This is a genomic window from Dactylosporangium sp. NPDC049140 (genome assembly GCF_040648435.1).
In genome coordinates this window covers 263,315-281,796 of record NZ_JBEZDS010000010.1, presented here as the reverse complement: position 1 = coordinate 281,796, position 18,482 = coordinate 263,315, and the positions used below count along the sequence as shown (strand labels likewise).

The 18,482-nt window shown below is 75.2% G+C and carries 16 protein-coding genes; 7 read left to right on the top strand and 9 right to left on the bottom strand.

The window, feature by feature from the left end; all coding sequences use genetic code 11:
* Positions 1-132 precede the first annotated feature (132 nt).
* From AB0B76_RS19590 to AB0B76_RS19580, 3 genes are all read left to right on the top strand, one after another.
* Positions 133-411: a hypothetical protein gene (locus AB0B76_RS19590; RefSeq protein ID WP_360376737.1), complete on the top strand. Its 279-nt coding sequence runs from the start codon at positions 133-135 to the stop codon at positions 409-411.
* A complete protein-coding gene (locus AB0B76_RS19585; RefSeq protein WP_360376734.1) occupies positions 408-3,434 on the top strand; it encodes an FtsX-like permease family protein in 3,027 nt (1,008 codons plus the stop codon). The genes AB0B76_RS19590 and AB0B76_RS19585 overlap by 4 nt, the downstream gene beginning before the upstream one ends.
* Positions 3,435-3,731: 297 nt before the next feature.
* The gene (locus tag AB0B76_RS19580; protein WP_360376732.1) at positions 3,732-5,996 is read left to right on the top strand and encodes an NB-ARC domain-containing protein; all 2,265 of its coding nucleotides are present in this window, start codon (positions 3,732-3,734) and stop codon (positions 5,994-5,996) included.
* On the opposite strand, the gene AB0B76_RS19575 is transcribed toward AB0B76_RS19580, so the two are convergent.
* Genes AB0B76_RS19575 through AB0B76_RS19550 form a run of 6 tightly spaced genes read right to left on the bottom strand, consistent with a single transcriptional unit; the run spans position 5,976 to position 12,312 of the window.
* Positions 5,976-7,019: an endonuclease/exonuclease/phosphatase family protein gene (locus tag AB0B76_RS19575; protein WP_360376730.1), complete on the bottom strand. Its 1,044-nt coding sequence runs from the start codon at positions 7,017-7,019 to the stop codon at positions 5,976-5,978. The two genes, AB0B76_RS19580 and AB0B76_RS19575, sit on opposite strands and share 21 nt — an antisense overlap.
* Positions 7,016-8,032 carry a glycosyltransferase family 2 protein gene (locus AB0B76_RS19570; protein ID WP_360376727.1) on the bottom strand — a complete coding sequence of 339 codons (1,017 nt, stop codon included), beginning with the start codon at positions 8,030-8,032 and terminating at the stop codon, positions 7,016-7,018. Before AB0B76_RS19570 ends, AB0B76_RS19575 begins: the two co-directional genes overlap by 4 nt.
* A complete protein-coding gene (locus AB0B76_RS19565; protein ID WP_360376725.1) occupies positions 8,029-9,045 on the bottom strand; it encodes a glycosyltransferase family 2 protein in 1,017 nt (338 codons plus the stop codon). Before AB0B76_RS19565 ends, AB0B76_RS19570 begins: the two co-directional genes overlap by 4 nt.
* Entirely contained in the window at positions 9,042-9,977 is a 936-nt protein-coding gene (locus AB0B76_RS19560; protein WP_360376722.1) for a UbiA prenyltransferase family protein, read from the bottom strand. Before AB0B76_RS19560 ends, AB0B76_RS19565 begins: the two co-directional genes overlap by 4 nt.
* A gap of 14 nt (positions 9,978-9,991) precedes the next feature.
* Positions 9,992-11,008 (bottom strand): NAD-dependent epimerase/dehydratase family protein, encoded by a 1,017-nt coding sequence (locus tag AB0B76_RS19555; RefSeq protein ID WP_360376719.1) that lies wholly within the window; start codon positions 11,006-11,008, stop codon positions 9,992-9,994.
* On the bottom strand, positions 11,002-12,312 hold the full coding sequence (locus AB0B76_RS19550; protein ID WP_360376781.1) for an aminotransferase class III-fold pyridoxal phosphate-dependent enzyme: 1,311 nt from the start codon (positions 12,310-12,312) through the stop codon (positions 11,002-11,004). The genes AB0B76_RS19555 and AB0B76_RS19550 overlap by 7 nt, the downstream gene beginning before the upstream one ends.
* A gap of 275 nt (positions 12,313-12,587) precedes the next feature.
* Between AB0B76_RS19550 and AB0B76_RS19545 the strand changes: the two genes are divergently transcribed.
* From AB0B76_RS19545 to AB0B76_RS19530, 4 genes are all read left to right on the top strand, one after another.
* Positions 12,588-13,547, top strand: a complete 960-nt coding sequence (locus AB0B76_RS19545) for a glycosyltransferase family 2 protein (RefSeq protein WP_360376716.1) — start codon at positions 12,588-12,590, stop codon at positions 13,545-13,547.
* The gene (locus AB0B76_RS19540; protein ID WP_360376713.1) at positions 13,544-14,215 is read left to right on the top strand and encodes a polysaccharide deacetylase family protein; all 672 of its coding nucleotides are present in this window, start codon (positions 13,544-13,546) and stop codon (positions 14,213-14,215) included. Before AB0B76_RS19545 ends, AB0B76_RS19540 begins: the two co-directional genes overlap by 4 nt.
* The gene (locus AB0B76_RS19535; RefSeq protein ID WP_360376711.1) at positions 14,202-15,008 is read left to right on the top strand and encodes a BTAD domain-containing putative transcriptional regulator; all 807 of its coding nucleotides are present in this window, start codon (positions 14,202-14,204) and stop codon (positions 15,006-15,008) included. Before AB0B76_RS19540 ends, AB0B76_RS19535 begins: the two co-directional genes overlap by 14 nt.
* 88 nt (positions 15,009-15,096) lie before the next feature.
* Positions 15,097-15,432, top strand: coding sequence for a YciI family protein (locus tag AB0B76_RS19530; protein ID WP_360376709.1), 336 nt, complete (start codon positions 15,097-15,099; stop codon positions 15,430-15,432).
* A 7-nt stretch (positions 15,433-15,439) separates the two neighbouring features.
* On the opposite strand, the gene AB0B76_RS19525 is transcribed toward AB0B76_RS19530, so the two are convergent.
* From AB0B76_RS19525 to AB0B76_RS19515, 3 genes are all read right to left on the bottom strand, one after another.
* Positions 15,440-16,066, bottom strand: coding sequence for a class I SAM-dependent methyltransferase (locus AB0B76_RS19525; protein WP_360376707.1), 627 nt, complete (start codon positions 16,064-16,066; stop codon positions 15,440-15,442).
* Positions 16,063-17,919: a glycosyltransferase gene (locus AB0B76_RS19520; RefSeq protein ID WP_360376704.1), complete on the bottom strand. Its 1,857-nt coding sequence runs from the start codon at positions 17,917-17,919 to the stop codon at positions 16,063-16,065. The genes AB0B76_RS19525 and AB0B76_RS19520 overlap by 4 nt, the downstream gene beginning before the upstream one ends.
* Before the next feature lie 102 nt (positions 17,920-18,021).
* Positions 18,022-18,408 carry a cupin domain-containing protein gene (locus AB0B76_RS19515; protein ID WP_360376702.1) on the bottom strand — a complete coding sequence of 129 codons (387 nt, stop codon included), beginning with the start codon at positions 18,406-18,408 and terminating at the stop codon, positions 18,022-18,024.
* Positions 18,409-18,482 lie beyond the last annotated feature (74 nt).

Sequence of the window (18,482 nt, the reverse complement as noted above, 5' to 3'; positions counted from 1 at the left end):
TCCTCAGACGCCACTGGATCACCTCGGGTGCACGAGTGAATCACTTCAGTCACCAACCACCGACTGAAGGTTAGCCTTACGACGGTCGCCGCCGAGCGCCGGCAGCGCGGCGCCGACCTGCGGGCCCTGCGCGTGCAGGGGCTCCCGGCGCGCACCGCGGCGTCGGCGGGGCGGGCCGGCTCCGGCGCGGTCGTCCTGGCCGGGGTCGTGACCGGGCTGCTCGCCGCGGTCGTGGCGCGATTCGCGTCCGGGCCGCCGCTGCCGTACTTCGCCGACGGCTGGCACCCGCCCGCCCCGCCGGAACCGCTGCCGCCGCTGACCCTGCTCGCCACCGGTGCCGTGGTCCTGCTGCTGCTCGCCCTCGTCTGGCGCGTCGCCACCGCCGGCGACGCCGAAGGGAAGACGCGATGATCTCGCTGCTGCTGTCGATGCTGCGGGCCCGGCGCGGCCAGGCCGTCGTGCTCGCCCTGCTGTCGCTGTTCGCGGTCGCGGCGGCCGTCGCCGCGCCCGCCTACCTGCAGGCGGTGGACCGCTCGATCGTCGCCGGGCAGGTGGAGACGGCCGCGGCCCGGGAGCGCTCGCTGAGCGTCACCGCGTCCGTGAACCCGCGCAACGACGACGGGTTCGACTTCGCCGACGTCGCCGGCGGGCTCGTCGACCTGCCCGGGTTCGGCCAGGTGTACGGCGGCGAGTTCCCGGCCGTCGGCATCGAGCCCGACCGGGCGCGGGCGTCGCGGGTGACCTACCGCCAGGACGCCTGCGCCCACCTGACCATCGTCGCCGGGCGCTGCCTGGCCGGCTCCGGCGACGTGGTCCTCGGCGAGCAGACCGCGGCGCGGCTGCACCTCGGCCCCGGCGACCCGATCACGCTCACGTTCGCGGCGCTCGGCGGCAGCAACTCCCAGCCGATCTACATCGCCGACGGCGTCCCGGCCCGGCTCACCGTCGCCGGCACCTACCGGCCCGCGGACCCGGCGGAGACCTACTGGGGCGGCCACGGGTACTTCGACCTCGACACCGCCGGACGCCCCGGCGAGCCGGTCTTCGCCTCGGCCGCGACGATCGCCGGGATGGACCACGGCACGACCGCGGTGTCGATCGACGTGACCGCCGGGCCGGGCGCGCTCACCGCCGCCGGGCTGCCCGAGACCCGCCGCCGCCTCGGCGAGCTGCAGGCCCGCGCCTCCCAGCTCGGCAAGGGGCTCGTCGTCACCACCGAGCTGCCGCGGCTCTTCACCCGGATCGACGCCAGCCAGGAGCTGGCCCGGCGCAGCGTCCCGACCGGCGCCGCCCCGCTGCTGCTGCTCGCCTACGCGGTGCTGTTCATCGCCGCCGACTACGCCACGACCGGGCGCCGGCCCGAGCTCGCCGTCGTCGCGCTGCGCGGCACCCGCTGGTGGACGCGGTGGTGGCTGACCCTCGGCGAGGGGCTGGCCGCGATCGTGCTCGGCGGGCTGGCCGGGTGCGTCGCCGGGCAGCTGCTCGTCGCCGCGGTCGTCGCCTGGCGCTTCCCCGGCGTGGGGGCACCGGTCTTCACCGTCGACGCGTTGCGGTACGCCCCGGTCGCTCTTCTGGGCGCGATCGCGGCCGCGCTCGTGGCCCAGCGCCGGCACCTGACCGCGCCGGTCGCCGGGCTGCTGCGGCGCCTGCGCGGCCGGACCGCCGGCTGGCGGGTGCGCGCGGGCGAGGCCGTCGTCGCCGTGCTCGCCGCCGCCGCGACCCTCCAGCTCTTCCTCACCGACGGCTCGCTCACCGGCGTCGCGGTCGTCGCGCCCGCCCTGGTGATCCTCGCCCTAGCCCTCGCCACCGCGCGCGCCGTCACGCCGCTGGCCCGCCTGGCCGGCGCCCGGGCGCTGCGCCGGGGCCGGCTCACCACCGCGCTCGCCGCCTTCCAGCTGTCCCGCCGGGCCGGGGCCCAGCGGCTCATCCTGCTGCTCGTGACGGCCGTGGGCGTGCTCGGCTACGCGGTCACCGCCACCGACCTCGCCGCGCGCGACCGCGACCTCGCCGCGCAGATCTCCACCGGCGCGCCCCGGGTGCTCACCGTCGCCTCGGTCGGCCGCGAGCAGCTGCTGCAGGCCGTGCGGGCCGCCGACCCGGCCGGCGCCTACGCGATGGCCGTCGTCGAGCTGCCCGCGGGCCGGCCCGGCGAGGCGCCGCGGCTCGCCGTCGACACGACGCGGCTCGCGGCCGCGTCGACCTGGCTCGGCGCGTACGGTGCCGCCGACCCGGGCGCGCTCGCCACCCGGCTGCGCCCGCCCGTGCGCGACGTGGGCCTGACCATCCCCGGCCAGGACGTCACCGTCGACGCGACGGTCACCGGCGCCCGCCCCGACAACCCGGTCGGGCTGAAGCTCGTGCTCGCCGGCCCGCGCGGGCGCGCCAACGTCGACCTCGGCACCGTGCACAACGGCCCCGGCACCTACCAGCAGCGCGTGGCCGACTGCGCGGACGGCTGCCGGCTCGTGGGCGTGCACCTGACGAACCTGGAGCCGGCCGCGACCGCGACCCGGCTGACCGTGGTACTCAACGCGGTGCGCACCATCAACCCGCCCCGGACCGCGGCGACCGGCGCGCAGCTGGCCGACCTGGGCCGCTGGCGCGCGAGCGCGGCGACCCTCACCGCCGCGCCCGACGGCCTGCGCATCGGCGTCGACGCGCCCGACGGCCTGCCCAACGGGGTGTGGGTGCAGCCCGCGGAGGTCCCGCTGCCGCTGCCCGTCGCCACGACCGGACCGGCGTCGGCGATCTCGGGCCTCGACGGCCTCGACGTGCCGGTGACCGTTGCCGCGCACCTCGACGCCGTGCCGCGGCTGGGCACCGAGGGCACGATCGTCGACCTCGAGTACGCCGAGCGCCTCGCCACCGACTCCGGCCTCGCCCGCGACCCAGAGGTCTGGCTGGGCCCGGCCGCCCCGCCCGACGCGGCCGCCCGCCTCGCCGCCCAGGGCCTCGTCGTCGTGGACGACACGCGCATCGCCGACACGCGGGCGCGGCTGGCCGCCCAGGGCCCGGCGCTGTCCCTGTGGTTCCACGTGCTGGCCGGCGCCCTGGCCGTGCTGCTGGCCGCGGGCGGCCTGGCCCTGGTCATCGCCGTGGACCGCCGCGAGCGCCGCGCCGACCTGGCCGCCCTGCGCGCCCAGGGCCTGCCGCGCCGCACGGCCGCGCGGGTGGCCCTGTGGACCTACCCGGCCCTGGTCCTCGCCTCCGCCCCGCCGGGCCTGGCCACGGCCCTGATCGCGTGGCGCCTGACGGGCTGGGCCCTGCCGGTCTTCGGCGAGCCCATGCCGTCACTGCCCCTGCCCCACTGGCCGACGGGCCCGGCCGTGCCCCTGACCTGGCTGCTGACCTTGCTACTGCTGACGGCCGTGGCCGCATCGACAGCGCGTGCAACGACACCGCCGCCGCCCCGCCCGGGCCCAGCCACGGGCTGAGACGGCAGCCACGTCGAGGGCGCGGGCAACGGCACCGCCGCCGCGCCGGTCGGGTTCGGCCCCGGGCTGACCGCGGCGGACCTTGCCGTGCCGGGGTGGGCGCCGTCGCGGGTCGGCCGTGGTGCCCTCTCGGCGGCTCGCTACGCCGCCGCGTTCGTTGGTGGGCACCGCGGGCCCGTGGGCAATCCCGGCGTGCCGGTGAAGGGGGCCCGGTGGTCCCGGCGGTGGCGGACCGGCATGGGTTGCGGTCGATAGGCTGGGGCCTCGGTGGTCGGCGCGGTGCGGGGGAGGCGCGGGGTGCGGCGCGGTCAGGTCGGGGTGTTGCTCGCGGTCACGTCCGGGCTGTTCTCGGTGCTGCTCGCCGTCGCCGTGAACGTGGCCACCGGGGGGTCGCTGCCCGGGGGGCTGGCCTCGGTCGCCTGGCTGGCCTGGCCCGCCGTCGGGCTGCTCGGGCTCATCGGGATCGGTCTGGCGATCTGGCAGCAGCACCTGGCGAACGCCCCGGCCGCACCGGTGGAGGCGTCCGTCGATGCGTTGCCGGTGCCGGCCGAGCTGCCCGCGGCGCCGGCGTTGTTCGGGCGGGACCACATCGCTCGTGAGGTTGGGCAGATGCTTACCGGGGCGGCCGTCGTTGTGATCGCCGCAGCGCCCGGGACCGGGAAGACGGCGCTTGCGCTGCGGGTCGCGCATGACGTGCGGGAGAGGTTTCCCGACGGGCAGTTGTACGCGGCGCTGCTCGGCGGGGCCGGGGCGGCGGTGCCGGCCGAGGCGGTGCTCACCCGGTTCCTCGGGGCGCTGGGGCATCCGGCCGGCGATGGGCGGATGGAGGAGGCCGCAGCGTTCGGGCCCGCGGCGGTTGAGCACCACGTGGACCGGGGCGTGGGTGGTGCGGGGCGCGGGCAGGTGGAGGAGCTTGCGGCGCGGTTCCGGTCCGCTGTGGCCGACCGCGCGGTGCTCGTCGTGCTCGATGATGCCCGCGACGCCGCGCAGGTCGTGCCGTTGCTCCCCGGCGGGGGGCGGTGCGCGACCCTTGTCACCAGCCGCGTGCCGCTCGTCGAGGTGCCCGGGGCCCGGGTCGTCGGGCTCGGGGCGATCGACGACGACGCCGGGCTGGAGCTGCTCGCCGACGTCGTCGGGGCGGGGCGCCTGGCCGGGGACCCCGAAGGGGCGTCAGCGCTCGTGGCGGCCTGTGGTGGGTTGCCGCTCGCGGTGCGGATCGTGGGCGGGCGGTTGCGCGCTCGGGTGGGCTGGACGCCGGGGCAGCTGGCCGGGCGGCTCGCCGACGAGCGGGGGCGGCTCGACGAGCTGCGGCAAGGGGAGCTGGCCGTCCGGGCCGCGTTCCGGGGGGCGTACGACGGGCTGTCCGGCGTCGAGCAGGTCGTGTTCCGGCGGGCCGGGTCGCATCCGGGGCCGGAGTTCGGGCTCGCCGCGGCGGCGGCCCGGGCCGGGCTGGCCGCGGGGGAGACCTCGGCGGCGCTGGAGCGGCTCGCGGATCTGTTCCTGCTGGAGTCGCCCGCGCCCGATCGGTATCGGCGGCACGATCTGCTTCGGCTGTTCGCCATCGAGATGGTGGAGGCGGCCGGGGAGCGGCGGGACGTTGTGCGCCGGGCGCTGCTCGCGCGCGAGACCGACGTGGGGGCCGCGGTGCTGTGGGAAGGGGTCGCGGCCGGGCTGCTCGGTGAGGTACGAGCGGCGGCCGACCGGGTGGCGCATCGTCTGGCCGACCCGTTCGATCGGCTCGCGGCCTGGCAGGCGGCCGTCGAGGCCCGGCGGGAAGAGGGCGGGGCGGGGCTCGCGCGGGCGGTGCGGTGGGTTTCGCACTCCTGGACGTTCGTCGGGCAGGTGCAGCGGGCCCACCTGGGCGCGCGGGAGGCGCTCGCGCTCGCCGAGGCCGCCGGGGATGCGCGCGAGGTCGCCCAGTGCGCGCGGCGGCTCGGGGAGGCGCTGCGGGACCTCGAACGGTCCGACGAGGCCGAGGCGGCGCTGCGGCGGGCGCTCGCGTACTTCGCCGCGGCCGGGCCGGTCGAGGAGGAGGTGGAGGTCAGCTCGGCGCTCGCGGTGCTCTACAACAACGACGGGCGGACCGGGGAGAGCCTCCCGCTGCTGCGGCGCGCCCTCGAGCGGCTGCCCGACGAGGTCAGGGACTCGCGGCGGGGGTGGGTGCTGGCGTCGCTGGCCTACGCCTACCGGGCCGCGGGCGAGCTCGAGGCGGCGCGGGAGCTGGCCGCGCAGGCCAAGGCGCTCGCGCGCGAGATCGGGGACCGGTACCTGCTCGGGTACTGCCATCAGGACTCCGGCTGGGTCGCCGTCGCCGCCGGGGAGTACGACCGGGCCGAGGACGAGTTCGGCGCCATGCTGGAGCTGTTCCGCGAGCTGCGCGTCGAGTCCGGCGTGGCGTCGGCGGTCGCGTCGCTGGGCGTGGTCGCGGATCGGCGCGGGGACGGGGAGGCGGCGCGGCGGGCGTTCGGGGAGGCCGAGGAGCGCTTCCGAAGGCTGGGGGACGACCGCCGCGCGGCCCTGTGGCGGGGGCACCGGCTCGAGCTAGGGGACGGAGAGCCGTAGCAGCTGGAAGCTGTGGTCGGACTGGCCGTCGGTGCGGCCGAACTCGTACGAGTGGACGCGCACGTCCGCCGTCGTGTACGCCCAGTCCAGGCGCCACCAGCGCGGCAGGCCGTCGCGGTCGCGCCACGAGGCCGGGTACAGCGACGGCAGCAGCGCGCCCGCGTCGTGGAGGCGGGCCGGGACCTTGCGCAGGTCGCCCATGGCCGGGGACGTGTTGAAGTCGCCGGCCACCAGGATCGGGTTGCGGTTCGCGTCCACGTCGGACGCCAGGGCGCGCCACTGCGGCTCGCGCTGGGCGTGCTGGTCGCGCACCGTGCGCCAGAAGGCGCCGCCGAACACGCTCAGGCCCGGCGACACCTGGACCGGCAGGTGCAGGTTGTACACCGAGAGCGCCCGGCCGCCGCCCAGGTCGAGGTCGGTGCGCAGGACCTTGTCGCGCACGAACTCGGCCACCCAGCCCGTGTCCGTGATGGGCACGTCGGCCGGCAGCGGGTACGCCCGCAGGATCGGCAGGCGCGAGACCGTCACGAGCTCGCCGGCGATCGCGATGTGGTAGCCCGGGAACGCCGCCTGCAGGCGGTCCAGGTCGTGCACCGGGGTGGGGATGTCGCCGTCGTTGAGGTACTCCTGCAGCAGGTAGACGTCGGCCTGGCGGGCCTGCAGGAAGGGGTAGAACGGGCCGCCGTCGCTGTCCCAGTACTCGGTGTTCCAGCTGAACACGCGCAGGGCCCCGGCCGGCGCCGGCTCCGGCGACGTCCACAGTGCACCGGCGTTCCACCCCGACAGCGAGTAGCCCAGCAGCAGCGCGGCCAGGCACAGCAGGGCGACCGGGCGGCGGGACCGGGGCACGGCCGCCGCCCCGGCCGCGAGCACGACCGGGACGGCGGTGAACACCAGCGGCGGGACGATGTCGGGGACGAGCCACAGCCACCACTGTCCACTGAGGACCAGCTGGGCGACCACGAACGCGAGCCACGCGGCGGCCAGGGCGACCAGGGTCCGGTACAGCCAGCGACCGGTCACGCCGCGGCCCCGGCCGGGAAGGTGCGGTCGTAGAGGCGGCGGAAGGCCCGCGAGCCGAGCCACTGCACGGCCCCGGCCGCGACCCCCGCGGTGATGGTGACGTTGACGACGAAATGCACGGCCGTGAAGAGCCCGAGGAACGCCGGGCCGTTGCGGCGCAGCACGAACGCGTACATGCCGGCGTCGCAGGCCAGCGAGAGCAGCAGGAACGCGGCCGGCACGACCAGGAGCAGCGAATGCGCGAGGCCCAGCGGCAGGGTCGCCAGGGACGCGGCCGCGGCGAGGCTGCCCCACGCGCGCGACTGCGTCTCGAAGCCCGACGCGAAGCGCCGGGCGCGCAGGTAGAGCGGCACCCGTAGCCGGCCGCGGTGGAAGAGCTTGCGCAGCAGGCCCCGCAGCGCGTGGTCGTGGTCGTGGCGGCCGCGGACCTCGCGCGTGAGCACCATCCGCCAGCGGCGGGTGAGCCGGTAGCCGTAGTCGACCTCCTCGGTCTGGCGCAGCTCCGGGTTGAACGGGCCGACGTCGTCGAAGACGTCGCGGCGCAGCGCGCACAGGGCCGGGAAGAGGAACGTGATGTCGCCCTCGGCGGTGACCGACCAGTAGTGGTACTGCAGCCCGCGGTAGCGCGCCGTGATGGTGTCGTGCAGCAGCGGCTCCGGGTCCTCGATGCCGCAGACGCAGCCGATCGCCGGGTCGGAGCCGAGGATGCGCACGGCGGTGGCGACGGCGTCGGGGGCGAGGCTGACGTCGGAGTCCACGAAGTACAGCACGGAGCCCGTGGTCGCGGCGACGCCGACGTTGCGGGCGTTGCCGCAGCCGCCGTTGGCGCCGGTGCTGAGCACCCGCACGCCGAGGCCCTCGGCGACGGCGACGGAGTCGTCGGTGGAGCAGTCGTCGACGACGAGCACCTCGAGGTGGGGGTACGTCTGGTCGAGCACCGAGCGCAGGCACAGGTCGAGGGACTCGGCGTAGTTGTAGTTGGGCACGATGACCGAGACGAGGGGCAGGTTCATCGGGCCATCTCCGGCACCTCGTAGAGGTTGCGGAACCGGCCCGACCAGAGCCAGGCGAGCACGCCGCAGAGCGCCGCCGCCGCGATCACGAGGTTCAGCAGGAAGTGCATCGTCACGAAGTACAGCAGGAACAACGGCGATCGCAAGCGCGCCACGAACCGGTGCATCGGCAGGTCCCCGGCGACGAACAGCCCGAGCAGCGCCAGGGGCACGAGCCACAGCACCGGGCCGAGCAGCACCGGCAGCGCGATCGCCAGCAGGGCCAGCGGCGCGGCGATGCTGACCCAGGCGCGCGGGCCGCTGGTGATGCCGCCGGGGAACGTGGGTCTGCGGATGAACATCGGGATGTGCAGGGCGGTGCGCACGAAGACCTTGCGCACCAGCACCCCGAGGTCGTGGTCGTGGTCGTGCACGCCCCGGACCCGGGGGGAGAGCCAGATCTCGTACCGCTGGGCCAGCCGCCGCCCGTAGTCGGCGTTCTCGGTCTCGCGCAGCCGCGGGTTGAACGGCCCGATCTCGCGGAACACGGCGACCGGGATCGCCAGCAGCGCCGTGTACAGGGTGGCGATGCGGCCCTCGTCGGCGATCAGCCAGTACGACTGCTGCAGGCAGCGGTACTCCTCCAGCAGGCTGTCGCGGATCAGCGGCACCGGGTCGTAGTTGCCGCACACCGCGCCGATCGCCGGGTCGGAGCGCAGCAGCTCGACGGCGTTGGCGACCGCGTCGGGCTTGGCGGCCACGTCGGAGTCGACGAAGAACAGGATCTCGCCGTTCGCGTGCTCGGCGCCGAGGTTGCGCGCGGCCGCCGGCCCGCCGTTGCGCGGGGTGCGCAGCACGCGGAAGCCGAACCCGGCCGCGACCTCGGGCGAGTCGTCGGTGGAGCAGTCGTCGACGACGATGACCTCGAGGTTGGGGTACGTCTGCTCGCGCAGCGCCTGCAGGCAGAGCGGCAGGGCGCCCGCGTAGTTGTAGTTCGGCACGATGACGGAAACCAGCGGGTGGTCGAGGGTCATGGTCCCATCCAGGTCAGCAGGGTCGGGTGGTGGTGGGCGGCGATGGCGGCGGCCAGCACGAGGCCGACGACCGCGGCGCTGGCCACGATGAGCCGGTCGTGCAGGATCGCCCGGACCGGGTCGCCGCCGGCCCGGTGGACGTGGATCGCCTGCAGGTAGCGGAACGCCGCGAAGAGCCCGGCGGGCGCGGCGACGACGAGGACCGCGGGGCGGTGCGGGTCGACGGGCGCGTCGGTGGCGAGGTACAGCAGGAAGGCGCCGGCGGTGAGCGCGAGGTTGAGCCCGAGCAGCTGGTCGGTGAGCGGCAGCGTGTACCCGGCCAGGGCCGGGCGGTGCGCAGGCCCGGCGGTGCCGAGCTCGTGGCGGCGCTTGCCGAGCACGAGCACCAGGCAGCCGGTGAACACCGCGCTGAGCAGGGGCAGGGACACGGGGGCGGCGACCGCGCCGTAGCCGTACAACACCCGCAGGACGAACCCGGACGCCACCACGCAGATGTCCAGCGGCGCGGTGTGCTTGAGCCACCGGCTGTAGGCGACGTTGACGAGCAGGTACGCCGCGACCGGCCACGGCGGCACGGGCGGGCCGAGCAGCAGCAGACCGGCCAGCACTACCGCGACCAGAGCCCCGAACCCGGCCGCGACCGGCACCGACACCCGCCCGGCGGCGATCGGCCGGTGCCGCTTGGCCGGGTGCAGCCGGTCGGCGTGGCGGTCGCTGATGTCGTTGCCGACGTAGACGAGCACGGCGGCGCACGTGAACACGGCGACGGCCCAGCCGGCCCGGGCCGCCCCGGCCCAGGTCGGGCCGGCGTCGAGCAGGGCGAGCGGGACGGCCAGCAGGTTCTTGGCCCATTGGCGCGGCCGGGCCAGCCGCACCAGCTGCCAGGCGAGCGCCGGGGCGGCGGGGAGCTCGGCGACGCTTTCCGCGGACATCGCGGTCCCCCGGCCTAGAAGAAGATCTTCGCGGCGGACAGGGCGCCCTGCCGCCACGGCTCGCGGCTCGTCCGGCCCGTGCCCGTGCCCGTCTCCGGGGTGCGGCCACGCCACCAGGCGTAGGTGGCGAGGATGGCGTCGCGGTTCGACCGGCGGGGCGCGAAGCCGAGGCGCCGCCGGGCCTTGTCGACGCTGACGTACGAGTCGGCCCTGAGCTTGTGCAGCAGGCGACCGTACACCGGGGAGAGTTTCAGGGTCTCCAGCGCCCGCAGGGCGAGCAGCGCCGGCCGCGCCGGGACGGACACGACCCGCTTGCCGTGCCCGGCCGCGTCGAGCACCGCCTGGAAGTCCTCGCGCAGCGTGCCGAACTCGGCGGCGGCGAGGTTGTAGGTGTCGTTCGCGACGTCCGGCCCGGCGCCGAGCACGGTCACCACCGCGTCGACGAGGTCCTCGACGGCGAACATCTGGATGCGCACGTCGCCGCGGCCCAGGACCGGGAAGTTGCGCCCCTCCTCGGCCCACTCGAAGAGCATCGCGAACAGGCCCATGCGGCCCGGCCCGAGGAACGTCTTGGGGCGCAGGATCGTGAGGCACGTGCCGTCGGCGCGGTGGCGCTCGGCGACCTCCTCGGCGGCGGCCTTGGCCCGGCTGTACGTGTCGACGGGGCGGCGCGGGTACTCCTCCGGCGTCGGCACGACCGCCGGCAGCCCGTAGACGGCGGTCGAGGAGACGTGCACGACCCGCGGCACGCCCGCCCCGGCGGCGGCCCCCAGCACGGTGGTGGTGCCGCCGACGATGATCGAGCGGATCTCGTCGGCCGGGTAGCTGGGCAGGGCCGCGGCGCAGTGCACCAGCGCGCCGGCGCCGGTGGCCGCGGCGGCCATGGCGGCCGGGTCGCGCACGTCGCCGAGGAGCGTGACGGTCGGGGCGGGCCGGATGTCGACGCCGCGCACGTCGTGCCCGTCGGCGCGCAGGCGCTCCACGAGCCGGGACCCGAGCATGCCGGCGGCGCCGGTCACGGTGATCACCACAGGTTCCCGGCCTTCTGCGCGACGAACCGCGTCACCAGCCGGGTCAGCCCCTGGCCGAGCACCTCGCCGAGGGCGTCGGCGCCGCGCTGGACGTCGTCGAGGTCGGTGACCAGCGACGGGCCGATGACGAGCGGGTTGCGGCCGTTGAGGGTGTAGTAGGTGAAGATGTCGTGGTCGCGGTACAGCGCGTTGATCACCGCGCACGTGACGAGCTTGGTCTTGAACCGGGGGTCCTTGCCCATGCCGCCGGGCGCGAGGCGGGCCACGAGGTCCAGCAACGCCGGGCCGCCGTCGATGAACACGCCCCACAGCGCGCCCGCGCCGGCCACGTGGCTCACCGCATCGGGGTACTGCTTGGCCAGCCGCTGCAGCGCGGGCTCCAGGACCCGCTCGATCGCCCGGGCCCGGGCCGGGTAGTCGTCCTCGACCACGATGCTTATCGCCTCGATCGCGGTCGCGCACTCCTCGCCGAAGCCGTAGTACGTCGTGCTGGTCGACTGCAGCAGGGCGTCGCCGAGGTTGTCGTAGGCGCGCCGGAACACCTTCTCGCGGGCGACGAACGCGGAGATCGAGGACTTGCCGCCGCCGAACGCCTTCGAGGTGGTCAGCACGTCCGGGATCAGTCCGTCGTACCGCATGAAATAGAACAGTTCGCCGGTTTTTCCCCAGCCGGTATAGATCTCGTCGAAGATCAGGACGATGTCGTGCTCGGTGCACAACCGGCGCACCTCGCGCAGGAACTCCTCGCCGCACCACGACACCGTGGAGGCGCTGAACGGTTCGACGATGAGCGCGTAGACGTCGCCGGCGTGCCCGGCAATCGCGGCGCGGACCGAATCGATGTCGCCGTAGGTGAATGTCGCGATTCCCGGGATTGTCGGAAAATCGAAGTGCGGCTGCCCGGTGAGCCCGCCGGAGCCGAGGAGTTTTCCGTGAAATCCGAGATCCGCGCGCAGGATGGTGCCGCGCCGCCCGCCGTGGTATTTGTACGCCAGCTTCACCGCGCCTTCCACCGCCTCCGCCCCGGAGTTCGGCAGAAAGGACATGTTCAGGTCCCCGGGCAGGAGCTGGGCGAGGTTGTGCCCGAGCGCGGCCAGATACGGCGAGAAGTACGTCTTGTGCACCTCCATGCGCCGCTGTTCGGCGAAGTGCCGCCGGGCCGCGAGAATGCGCGGGTGGTTGTGCCCGTGGTTGAGCACGCCGACGCCCCCGGTGAGGTCGAGGATGCGGCGGCCGTCGCGCTGCTCGAGGTATGCGCCCTCGGCCCGGTCGACCAATTCGCGGCCGAACCCGAACGACGTCATCAGGCTCACCTGGCTGGCGTTCACGTAGCGGCGGTAGAGCTCGTGCGTCTCGCGGACGGTGAGCCGCTCACACTCCCGCAGACCTATCAGGTTGGACATGCGGCGAACGTACTGACGGCACCTCGACGGGATCGGAATCGTTCCTGAATCGACCCTGTACACGGTCTGGACTACCCACCGCAACGCTTGCCCGGCCCGCGACGGAGCCGATATTTTGCTTGCGGCGCCGAAGCCACGAGCGTGAATGTCTATTAATTTAAAAGGAGCTTCCGATCATGCGACCGGACGTGTCGGTCATCGTCCCGGCCTTCGACAGCGCGCAGACACTCGGGGCCTGCCTCGCCGCCGTCCGCGCCCAGCGGGAGCCGGTCGCCGAGGTGATCGTCGTCGACGACGCCAGCACCGACGGCACCCGCGAGATCGCCCGGGCCTTCGGCGCCACCGTCATCGAGCAGCCCGAGAACCGCGGCCCGGCCGCCGCGCGCAACGCCGGCATCCGGGCCAGCCGCGGCGACATCCTGTTCTTCCTCGACGCCGACTGCGCCCCCGAGCCCGACGCGCTCGCCGTCGCGCTGCGCATCCTGCGCGACGAGCCCGACGTCGCCTGCGTGCACGGCATCTACTCGCTGCGCCCGCTGTTCGACGACGGGCCGGTCGAGGCCTACCGGCTCCTGCACGGGCACTACTGGCGGCGCAAGCACGCCGGGCGGGTCCGCACGACGCTGTTCGCGGTGTGCGCGATCCGCCGCTCGGTCTTCGACGAGGTCGGCGGCTTCGACGAGCGGCTGCGCGCATCCGAGGACGTGGAGGTCGGCGACCGGATGCCGGCCCGGCTCGGGATCGTGCTCAGCCCCGCGATGGTCTGCCGCCACGACGACGACAGCCGCCTCTTCGCCCTGCTGCGCAAGCAGTTCCGCCGCTCGCAGCTGCTCCTGCCGGTGGCCGCGCACGAGCGCGGTCCGGCCGGCATCCGGGCGAACTCGGTGGCCACGGTGGGCTTCGCCGCCCTGACCGCGCTGGCCCTGCCGCTGGGCGCGCTGTGGTGGTGGGCGCCGGCGGTGGCGTTCCTCGGGTTCGCCGGGGCCGATCCGGGGCTGCTGCGCTTCGTGCTGCGGCACCGGGGGCCCGGGTTCGCGGTGTTCTTCTTCGCGGTACACCTGCTGGTGTCCTGGGCCGTGCTGGCCGGGGCCCTGACCGGAGCGCTGCGGCCCTCGCCGTTCGCGGAGCCGGCATGAGGCCCGCGCTGGTGCTGCACTACGCGTGGTTCGCCGTGCGGGCCCTGGGGGTCCTCCGGCCGCGTGTCGGCCCGGTCTTCGGCGTCGAGGGGCGTGCGGTCGCGCTCACCGTCGACGACGGGCCCCACCCCGAGTGGACCCCGCCGCTGCTGGACCTCCTGGCCCGCCACGACATCCGGGCCACGTTCTTCCTCATCGGCGACCGGGTGCGGGAGCGTCCCGACCTCGCGCGCCGCATCGCCGGGGCGGGGCACCTGCTCGGCAACCACTCGATGACGCACCCGCACCCGTTCGCCGCGCTCGGCGCCGCCGGGCTCGAGGCGGAGGTCGGCGGTACCCAGGAGGCGATCCAGAAGGCCACAGGGGTGCTGCCGGAGGTGTTCCGCGCCCCCTCGGGGAACTGGTCGCCGGCGGTCCTGCGGGCCGCGGCCCGGCACGGCCTCACCCCCGTCGACTGGGCCGTCAACCCCAGCGACTGGCGCCGCCCCGGCACCGGGCACATCGCGCGGGTGCTGTCCCGCACCCGCCCGGGGCGCATCATGCTCTGCCACGACGGGGGCGGGGACCGGTCCCAGACCGTCGCCGCGCTCGCCCAAGCGCTCCCGCGCCTGCTCGCCCGGGGGCTGACCTTCGCGACCCCGGAAGTGAGGCCCCGTGTCCGAACATGAACTCTCGGTCTGCTTGTTAGGCCCGGTCCGGGCCCGGCGCGGCCCGGCCGCGCTCTACCTGGGCACGCCGCGGCAGCGGGAGGTGCTGGCCGTGCTGGCCCTGCGCTCCGGCCTGGTGCTGTCGGTGGCGCAGATCGTCGACGCCGTCTGGGGCCCGCGGCGGCCCACGTCCGTGGAGAACATGGTCCACACGTACATCGGCCGCCTGCGCCGGGCCCTGGAGCCGGTGCGGGAGAAGCCGTCGCGGGCCACGGTGCTGTGCTCGACGCGGCCCGGGTACACCCTCGTCCTGCCGCCCACCGCCGTCGACGTGAACCTCTTCGAGCAGGGCATCCGCCGCGCCCGCGCGGCCCGCGCGGTCGGCCGCCTGCCCGACGCCCTCGCCCTGTTCCAGGCCGCGGCGGCGCGCTGGATCGGCCCGCCCCTGCACGAGGCCACGGGCCCGCTGGCCGAGGCCGAGCGGACCCGGCTGGTGGAGCTGCACCAGGACGTGCTCGAGGAGATCGCCGGCGTCCGCCTGCTGCTGGGCGACGACGAGAACCTGGTGTCGGAGCTGCGCTGGATGCTGGCCGAGCAGCCGATGCGGGAACGGCTGTGGGAGCTGCTGCTGGTGGCGCTGGGCCAGTCGTCGCGGCGCGCGGAGGCGCTCACCGCCTTCCAGGACGCGCGCGTGACGCTGGCCGACCGGCTCGGCGTGGAGCCCGGCCACCAGCTGCAGGACCTGCACCGCCGCCTGCTGCGCAGCGAGCCGGTGGGCGTGCGCCCGTGGTGGAACGGCCGAATTCCCGCGTAGGGTGGTGTCGGATCCGGGCCGCCGCGTTCGTAGCCGGGGCGAGCGGCCGCCCGCCCGGGGCGGTCCGAACCACGGGAGACGATCCGATATGCAGTACCTGGTGTCCGTGATCGACGAAACAGCCGGCCTCGCCACCGACGACGAGGCCGCGGCGATCGACGTGTTCAACGACCGGCTCAAGGCGGAGGGCCACTGGGTGTTCGCCGGCGGCCTCGGCGCGCCGGACCCCGCCACCGTCGTCGACAGCCGGGGCGGGGAGCCGATCTTCACCGACGGGCCCTTCGTGGAGTCGAAGGAGTACCTCGCCGGCTTCTGGATCATCGAGGCCCCCGACCTCGACGTGGCGCTGAAGCTCGCCGCCGAGGGGTCGAAGGCCTGCAACCGCAAGATCGAGGTGCGGCCCTTCCTCCAGGCCCCGTCCTAGACGCCCGTCAGGCCGCGACCGCGGGGGCCCGCAGCACCAGGAACGCGCCCGACGGGCCGTCGCCGAGGCGGGCCGGGACCTCGCGGTCGATCGGCACGCCGCAGCCGCGCACGAGCTCGACCACGTCGCGGGCCTGCTCGACCGAGTGGATCTGCACCACGATCCGGCCGCGCGGGCCGAGCAGGCCCGGCAGGCGCAGGAGCAGGTCGCGGGCCTCGCCCGGGGTCAGGTAGTAGAGCACCTCGCGCAGCAGGATCGCGTCGTAGCGCTCGGCGGTCGTGAACGTGCGGATGTCCGCGACCTCGAACGACGTGTGCGGGCGGCCCAGGCGGCGGGCCTGCGCGATCGCCGCCCGGCTCACGTCGACGCCGTGGTAGTGGCGGTAGCGGCCGGCCGGCAGCGGCATGTTCGCGCTGCTGCCGCAGCCGAGGTCGAGGATCGCCGGCCGCGGGGCCCACGTCTCCACCAGCGCCAGGGGCATCTCGCCGTCGCTGAGGCGGTCCAGGTACCGCCAGAAGCCGAGCTTGTACTGCAGGTCCCACACGATCGAGTTGAGCCGCGGGTTGGGGCGCACGTAGCGCTCGACCGGGGCGCGCAGGACGCGGGACAGCCGGGCGAGCAGGGCGTTCATCATCGGGGACCTCCGAGCGCGACGGGAGCGGGGCGGCGGCGGTGCATCAGTTCCGCGGTCAGCAGCCCGCCGGCGCCGACCGCCATCTCGCTCAGGGAGCAGACCAGGCGGCTGGCCAGGACCACGGACGTGGCCACCGAGAACGGCAGCACCGTCACCAGGCCGACCATCACCACGGCCTCGCGCACCCCGAGGCCGTCGGGGGCCACCAGCACGACCACCCCCGCGACCGCGCCGGCGGCGAACCCGCCGATGCACACCGCGTACGACGCGACCGGCGGCGCGCCCGCGACCACGGCCAGCAGCCACAGGTGGTGGCCCGACACGACCCACGAGAGCGTCTGCGCGGCCAGGGCGCCCCGCATGCCGCGGTCCGACGCCGACACCGCGGGCGGCGGGCGGCGCAGCACCCGCAGGGCGAGCGCCAGCGCCGAGTTGAACAGGGCCGGGCGGATCAGCAGGGCCACCACCGGCAGCGCCGCCAGCAGCAGCCAGCCGAAGCGCGCCCCGGCCAGGCCCGGCCCCGCGGCGATGCCCACGGTCAGGCCGGTCAGCGCGACCACGCCCCAGCTCAGGGCGAACAGCCCGGCCAGCCGCACCGGGCCGACGTCGACCTCGCGGCCCATGCGCAGCAGTACCGGCAGGGCGATGAACCGGCCCGGCAGGAACTTGGTCAGGAAGCCCACGAAGAACAGGCGGCTCGAGGTCCAGCCGCTGACCCGGGCCCCCAGGTCGGCGAAGAGCGCGCGCCAGGAGATCAGGCCGAGCACCAGGCCGGCCGCGTTGATCAGCGCGGCCAGGCCGAGGATGCCCGCGACGCGCCCGGAGCCCAGGTGCGCGGCCAGGTCACGGGCCGGGGTCCAGTCCTGCGCACCGAGAAACAGCACCAGGCCGGTCGCGAGCGCGACCGCGAACAGCGCCGCGAAGGCCTGCTGGAGGCGGCGCGAGCCGAGGGCCATGCCGGCGAACTCGACGACGTGGGTGAGGTACCGGATGACGACGAACGACGGCCCGTAGCGCAGCACGGCGCGGTCCAGCACCAGGAAGCCCAGCAGGGCGAGGACCGGCACGAACGCGAGCCACGGCCGCCACACCGCCAGCGCCACCCCGGGCAGCACGGCCGCGGCCGAGGTCATCGTGGCGACCGCGGCGACGTCGATCCCGCGGCGCCGGCGGACCGGGCGGGCCGTCAGGGTCGTGGCGTACGTGCGGGCGCGCCGGAACACCTCGCGCAGGTACGGCCGCAATCGGTCGGCGTCGTCGTGGTGGCCGAGCACGTCCGCGCTCATCCGGATCTCCCACGCGTCGGGCAGCCGGGTGCCCCACTCGACGTCCTCGGCGTCGCGCAGCGTCTCGTCGAAGCCGCCGACGGCCTCCCACGCCTCGCGCCGCACCGCGGTCAGCGCGAACAGCGTCGCGTCGACGACCCCCGCGCGCCGGCTCCGCCAATGGTGCTCGGCGCGCGTCTTGTAGGCCGCGACCGCCCCGCCCCCGGGGAACATCGGCCGGTCCGCGTAGATGCCCTGCACAACCCCGCAGGAGGGGTGCCGCTCGAGCTCCGCGACCGCGTTCGCCAGCGCACCGGGGGCGAGGGCGACGTCGGAGTCGACGAACACGAGCACGTCCCCGGTCGCCGCGGCGGCGCCCCGGTTGCGCGCGTGCGAGACGCCGCGGTTCACCGCATTGCGCAGAAGCCGGATGTCGTACCGTGAGGCAAGCCCGGCCGACCCGTCGGTGCTGGCGTCGTCGACGACGATGACCTCGTCCGGCGCCGGCGCCTGCGCGAACACCGCGTCGAGACAGGCCGCGAGCGAGCGGCCCTTGTCGAAGTTCGGAATGATCACTGAGACGCGCACGGCCCGACGCTATCGGCGCGACATCGACCGGACCTCGACGCGACCACAACTACGGACGGTGCTCCCGGCTCGCCGCTCCCGCGGTAACGGGCGCGCTTCGGTTCAGGGCCGGGACGGCACCTGCCCGCGGCGGTACGCGCGCTGGGCCAGCTCCTCCTCGTCGACCAGGGTGAGCATGGGCCGGCCGGGCTCGCACAGCATCGTCACGGTGAAGCGGACCGGCATGTCGGTGCGGTGGTTGCCGTCCTGGTAGTGGATCACGTCGCCGCCCGGTTCCCAGAAGGCCTCGCCCTCGTGCAGGATACGCGGGGGCTCGCCCTCGAGCTCGAAGACCATCTCGCCCTGCAGGACGTAGCCGAAGGCGGGGCCCGAATGGCGGTGCGGGGGCGTGCCGGGTGAGCCCGGCGGGTGCTCGACGACGATGGTCATGACGTGCGCGCCGTCGGGGATGCGCGGGGGCTCGACTTCCTGGAGCGTGGTGATCGTCATGAGCGGTCCGCTACCCGGCGCTGCGCCAAGTACACACGCCGAACTGAGTATGTGTACGGATGGCACCCGGCCGC

What these genes read in the sequence shown, in the direction of transcription:
- AB0B76_RS19525 (WP_360376707.1), bottom strand. Translation starts at nt 16,066, where the DNA reads ATGATGAACGCCCTGCTCGCCCGGCTGTCCCGCGTCCTGCGCGCCCCG.
- AB0B76_RS19560 (WP_360376722.1), bottom strand. Translation starts at nt 9,977, where the DNA reads ATGTCCGCGGAAAGCGTCGCCGAGCTCCCCGCCGCCCCGGCGCTCGCC.
- AB0B76_RS19540 (WP_360376713.1), top strand. Translation starts at nt 13,544, where the DNA reads ATGAGGCCCGCGCTGGTGCTGCACTACGCGTGGTTCGCCGTGCGGGCC.
- AB0B76_RS19565 (WP_360376725.1), bottom strand. Translation starts at nt 9,045, where the DNA reads ATGACCCTCGACCACCCGCTGGTTTCCGTCATCGTGCCGAACTACAAC.
- AB0B76_RS19530 (WP_360376709.1), top strand. Translation starts at nt 15,097, where the DNA reads ATGCAGTACCTGGTGTCCGTGATCGACGAAACAGCCGGCCTCGCCACC.
- AB0B76_RS19515 (WP_360376702.1), bottom strand. Translation starts at nt 18,408, where the DNA reads ATGACGATCACCACGCTCCAGGAAGTCGAGCCCCCGCGCATCCCCGAC.
- AB0B76_RS19585 (WP_360376734.1), top strand. Translation starts at nt 408, where the DNA reads ATGATCTCGCTGCTGCTGTCGATGCTGCGGGCCCGGCGCGGCCAGGCC.
- AB0B76_RS19545 (WP_360376716.1), top strand. Translation starts at nt 12,588, where the DNA reads ATGCGACCGGACGTGTCGGTCATCGTCCCGGCCTTCGACAGCGCGCAG.
- AB0B76_RS19570 (WP_360376727.1), bottom strand. Translation starts at nt 8,032, where the DNA reads ATGAACCTGCCCCTCGTCTCGGTCATCGTGCCCAACTACAACTACGCC.
- AB0B76_RS19550 (WP_360376781.1), bottom strand. Translation starts at nt 12,312, where the DNA reads ATGACGTCGTTCGGGTTCGGCCGCGAATTGGTCGACCGGGCCGAGGGC.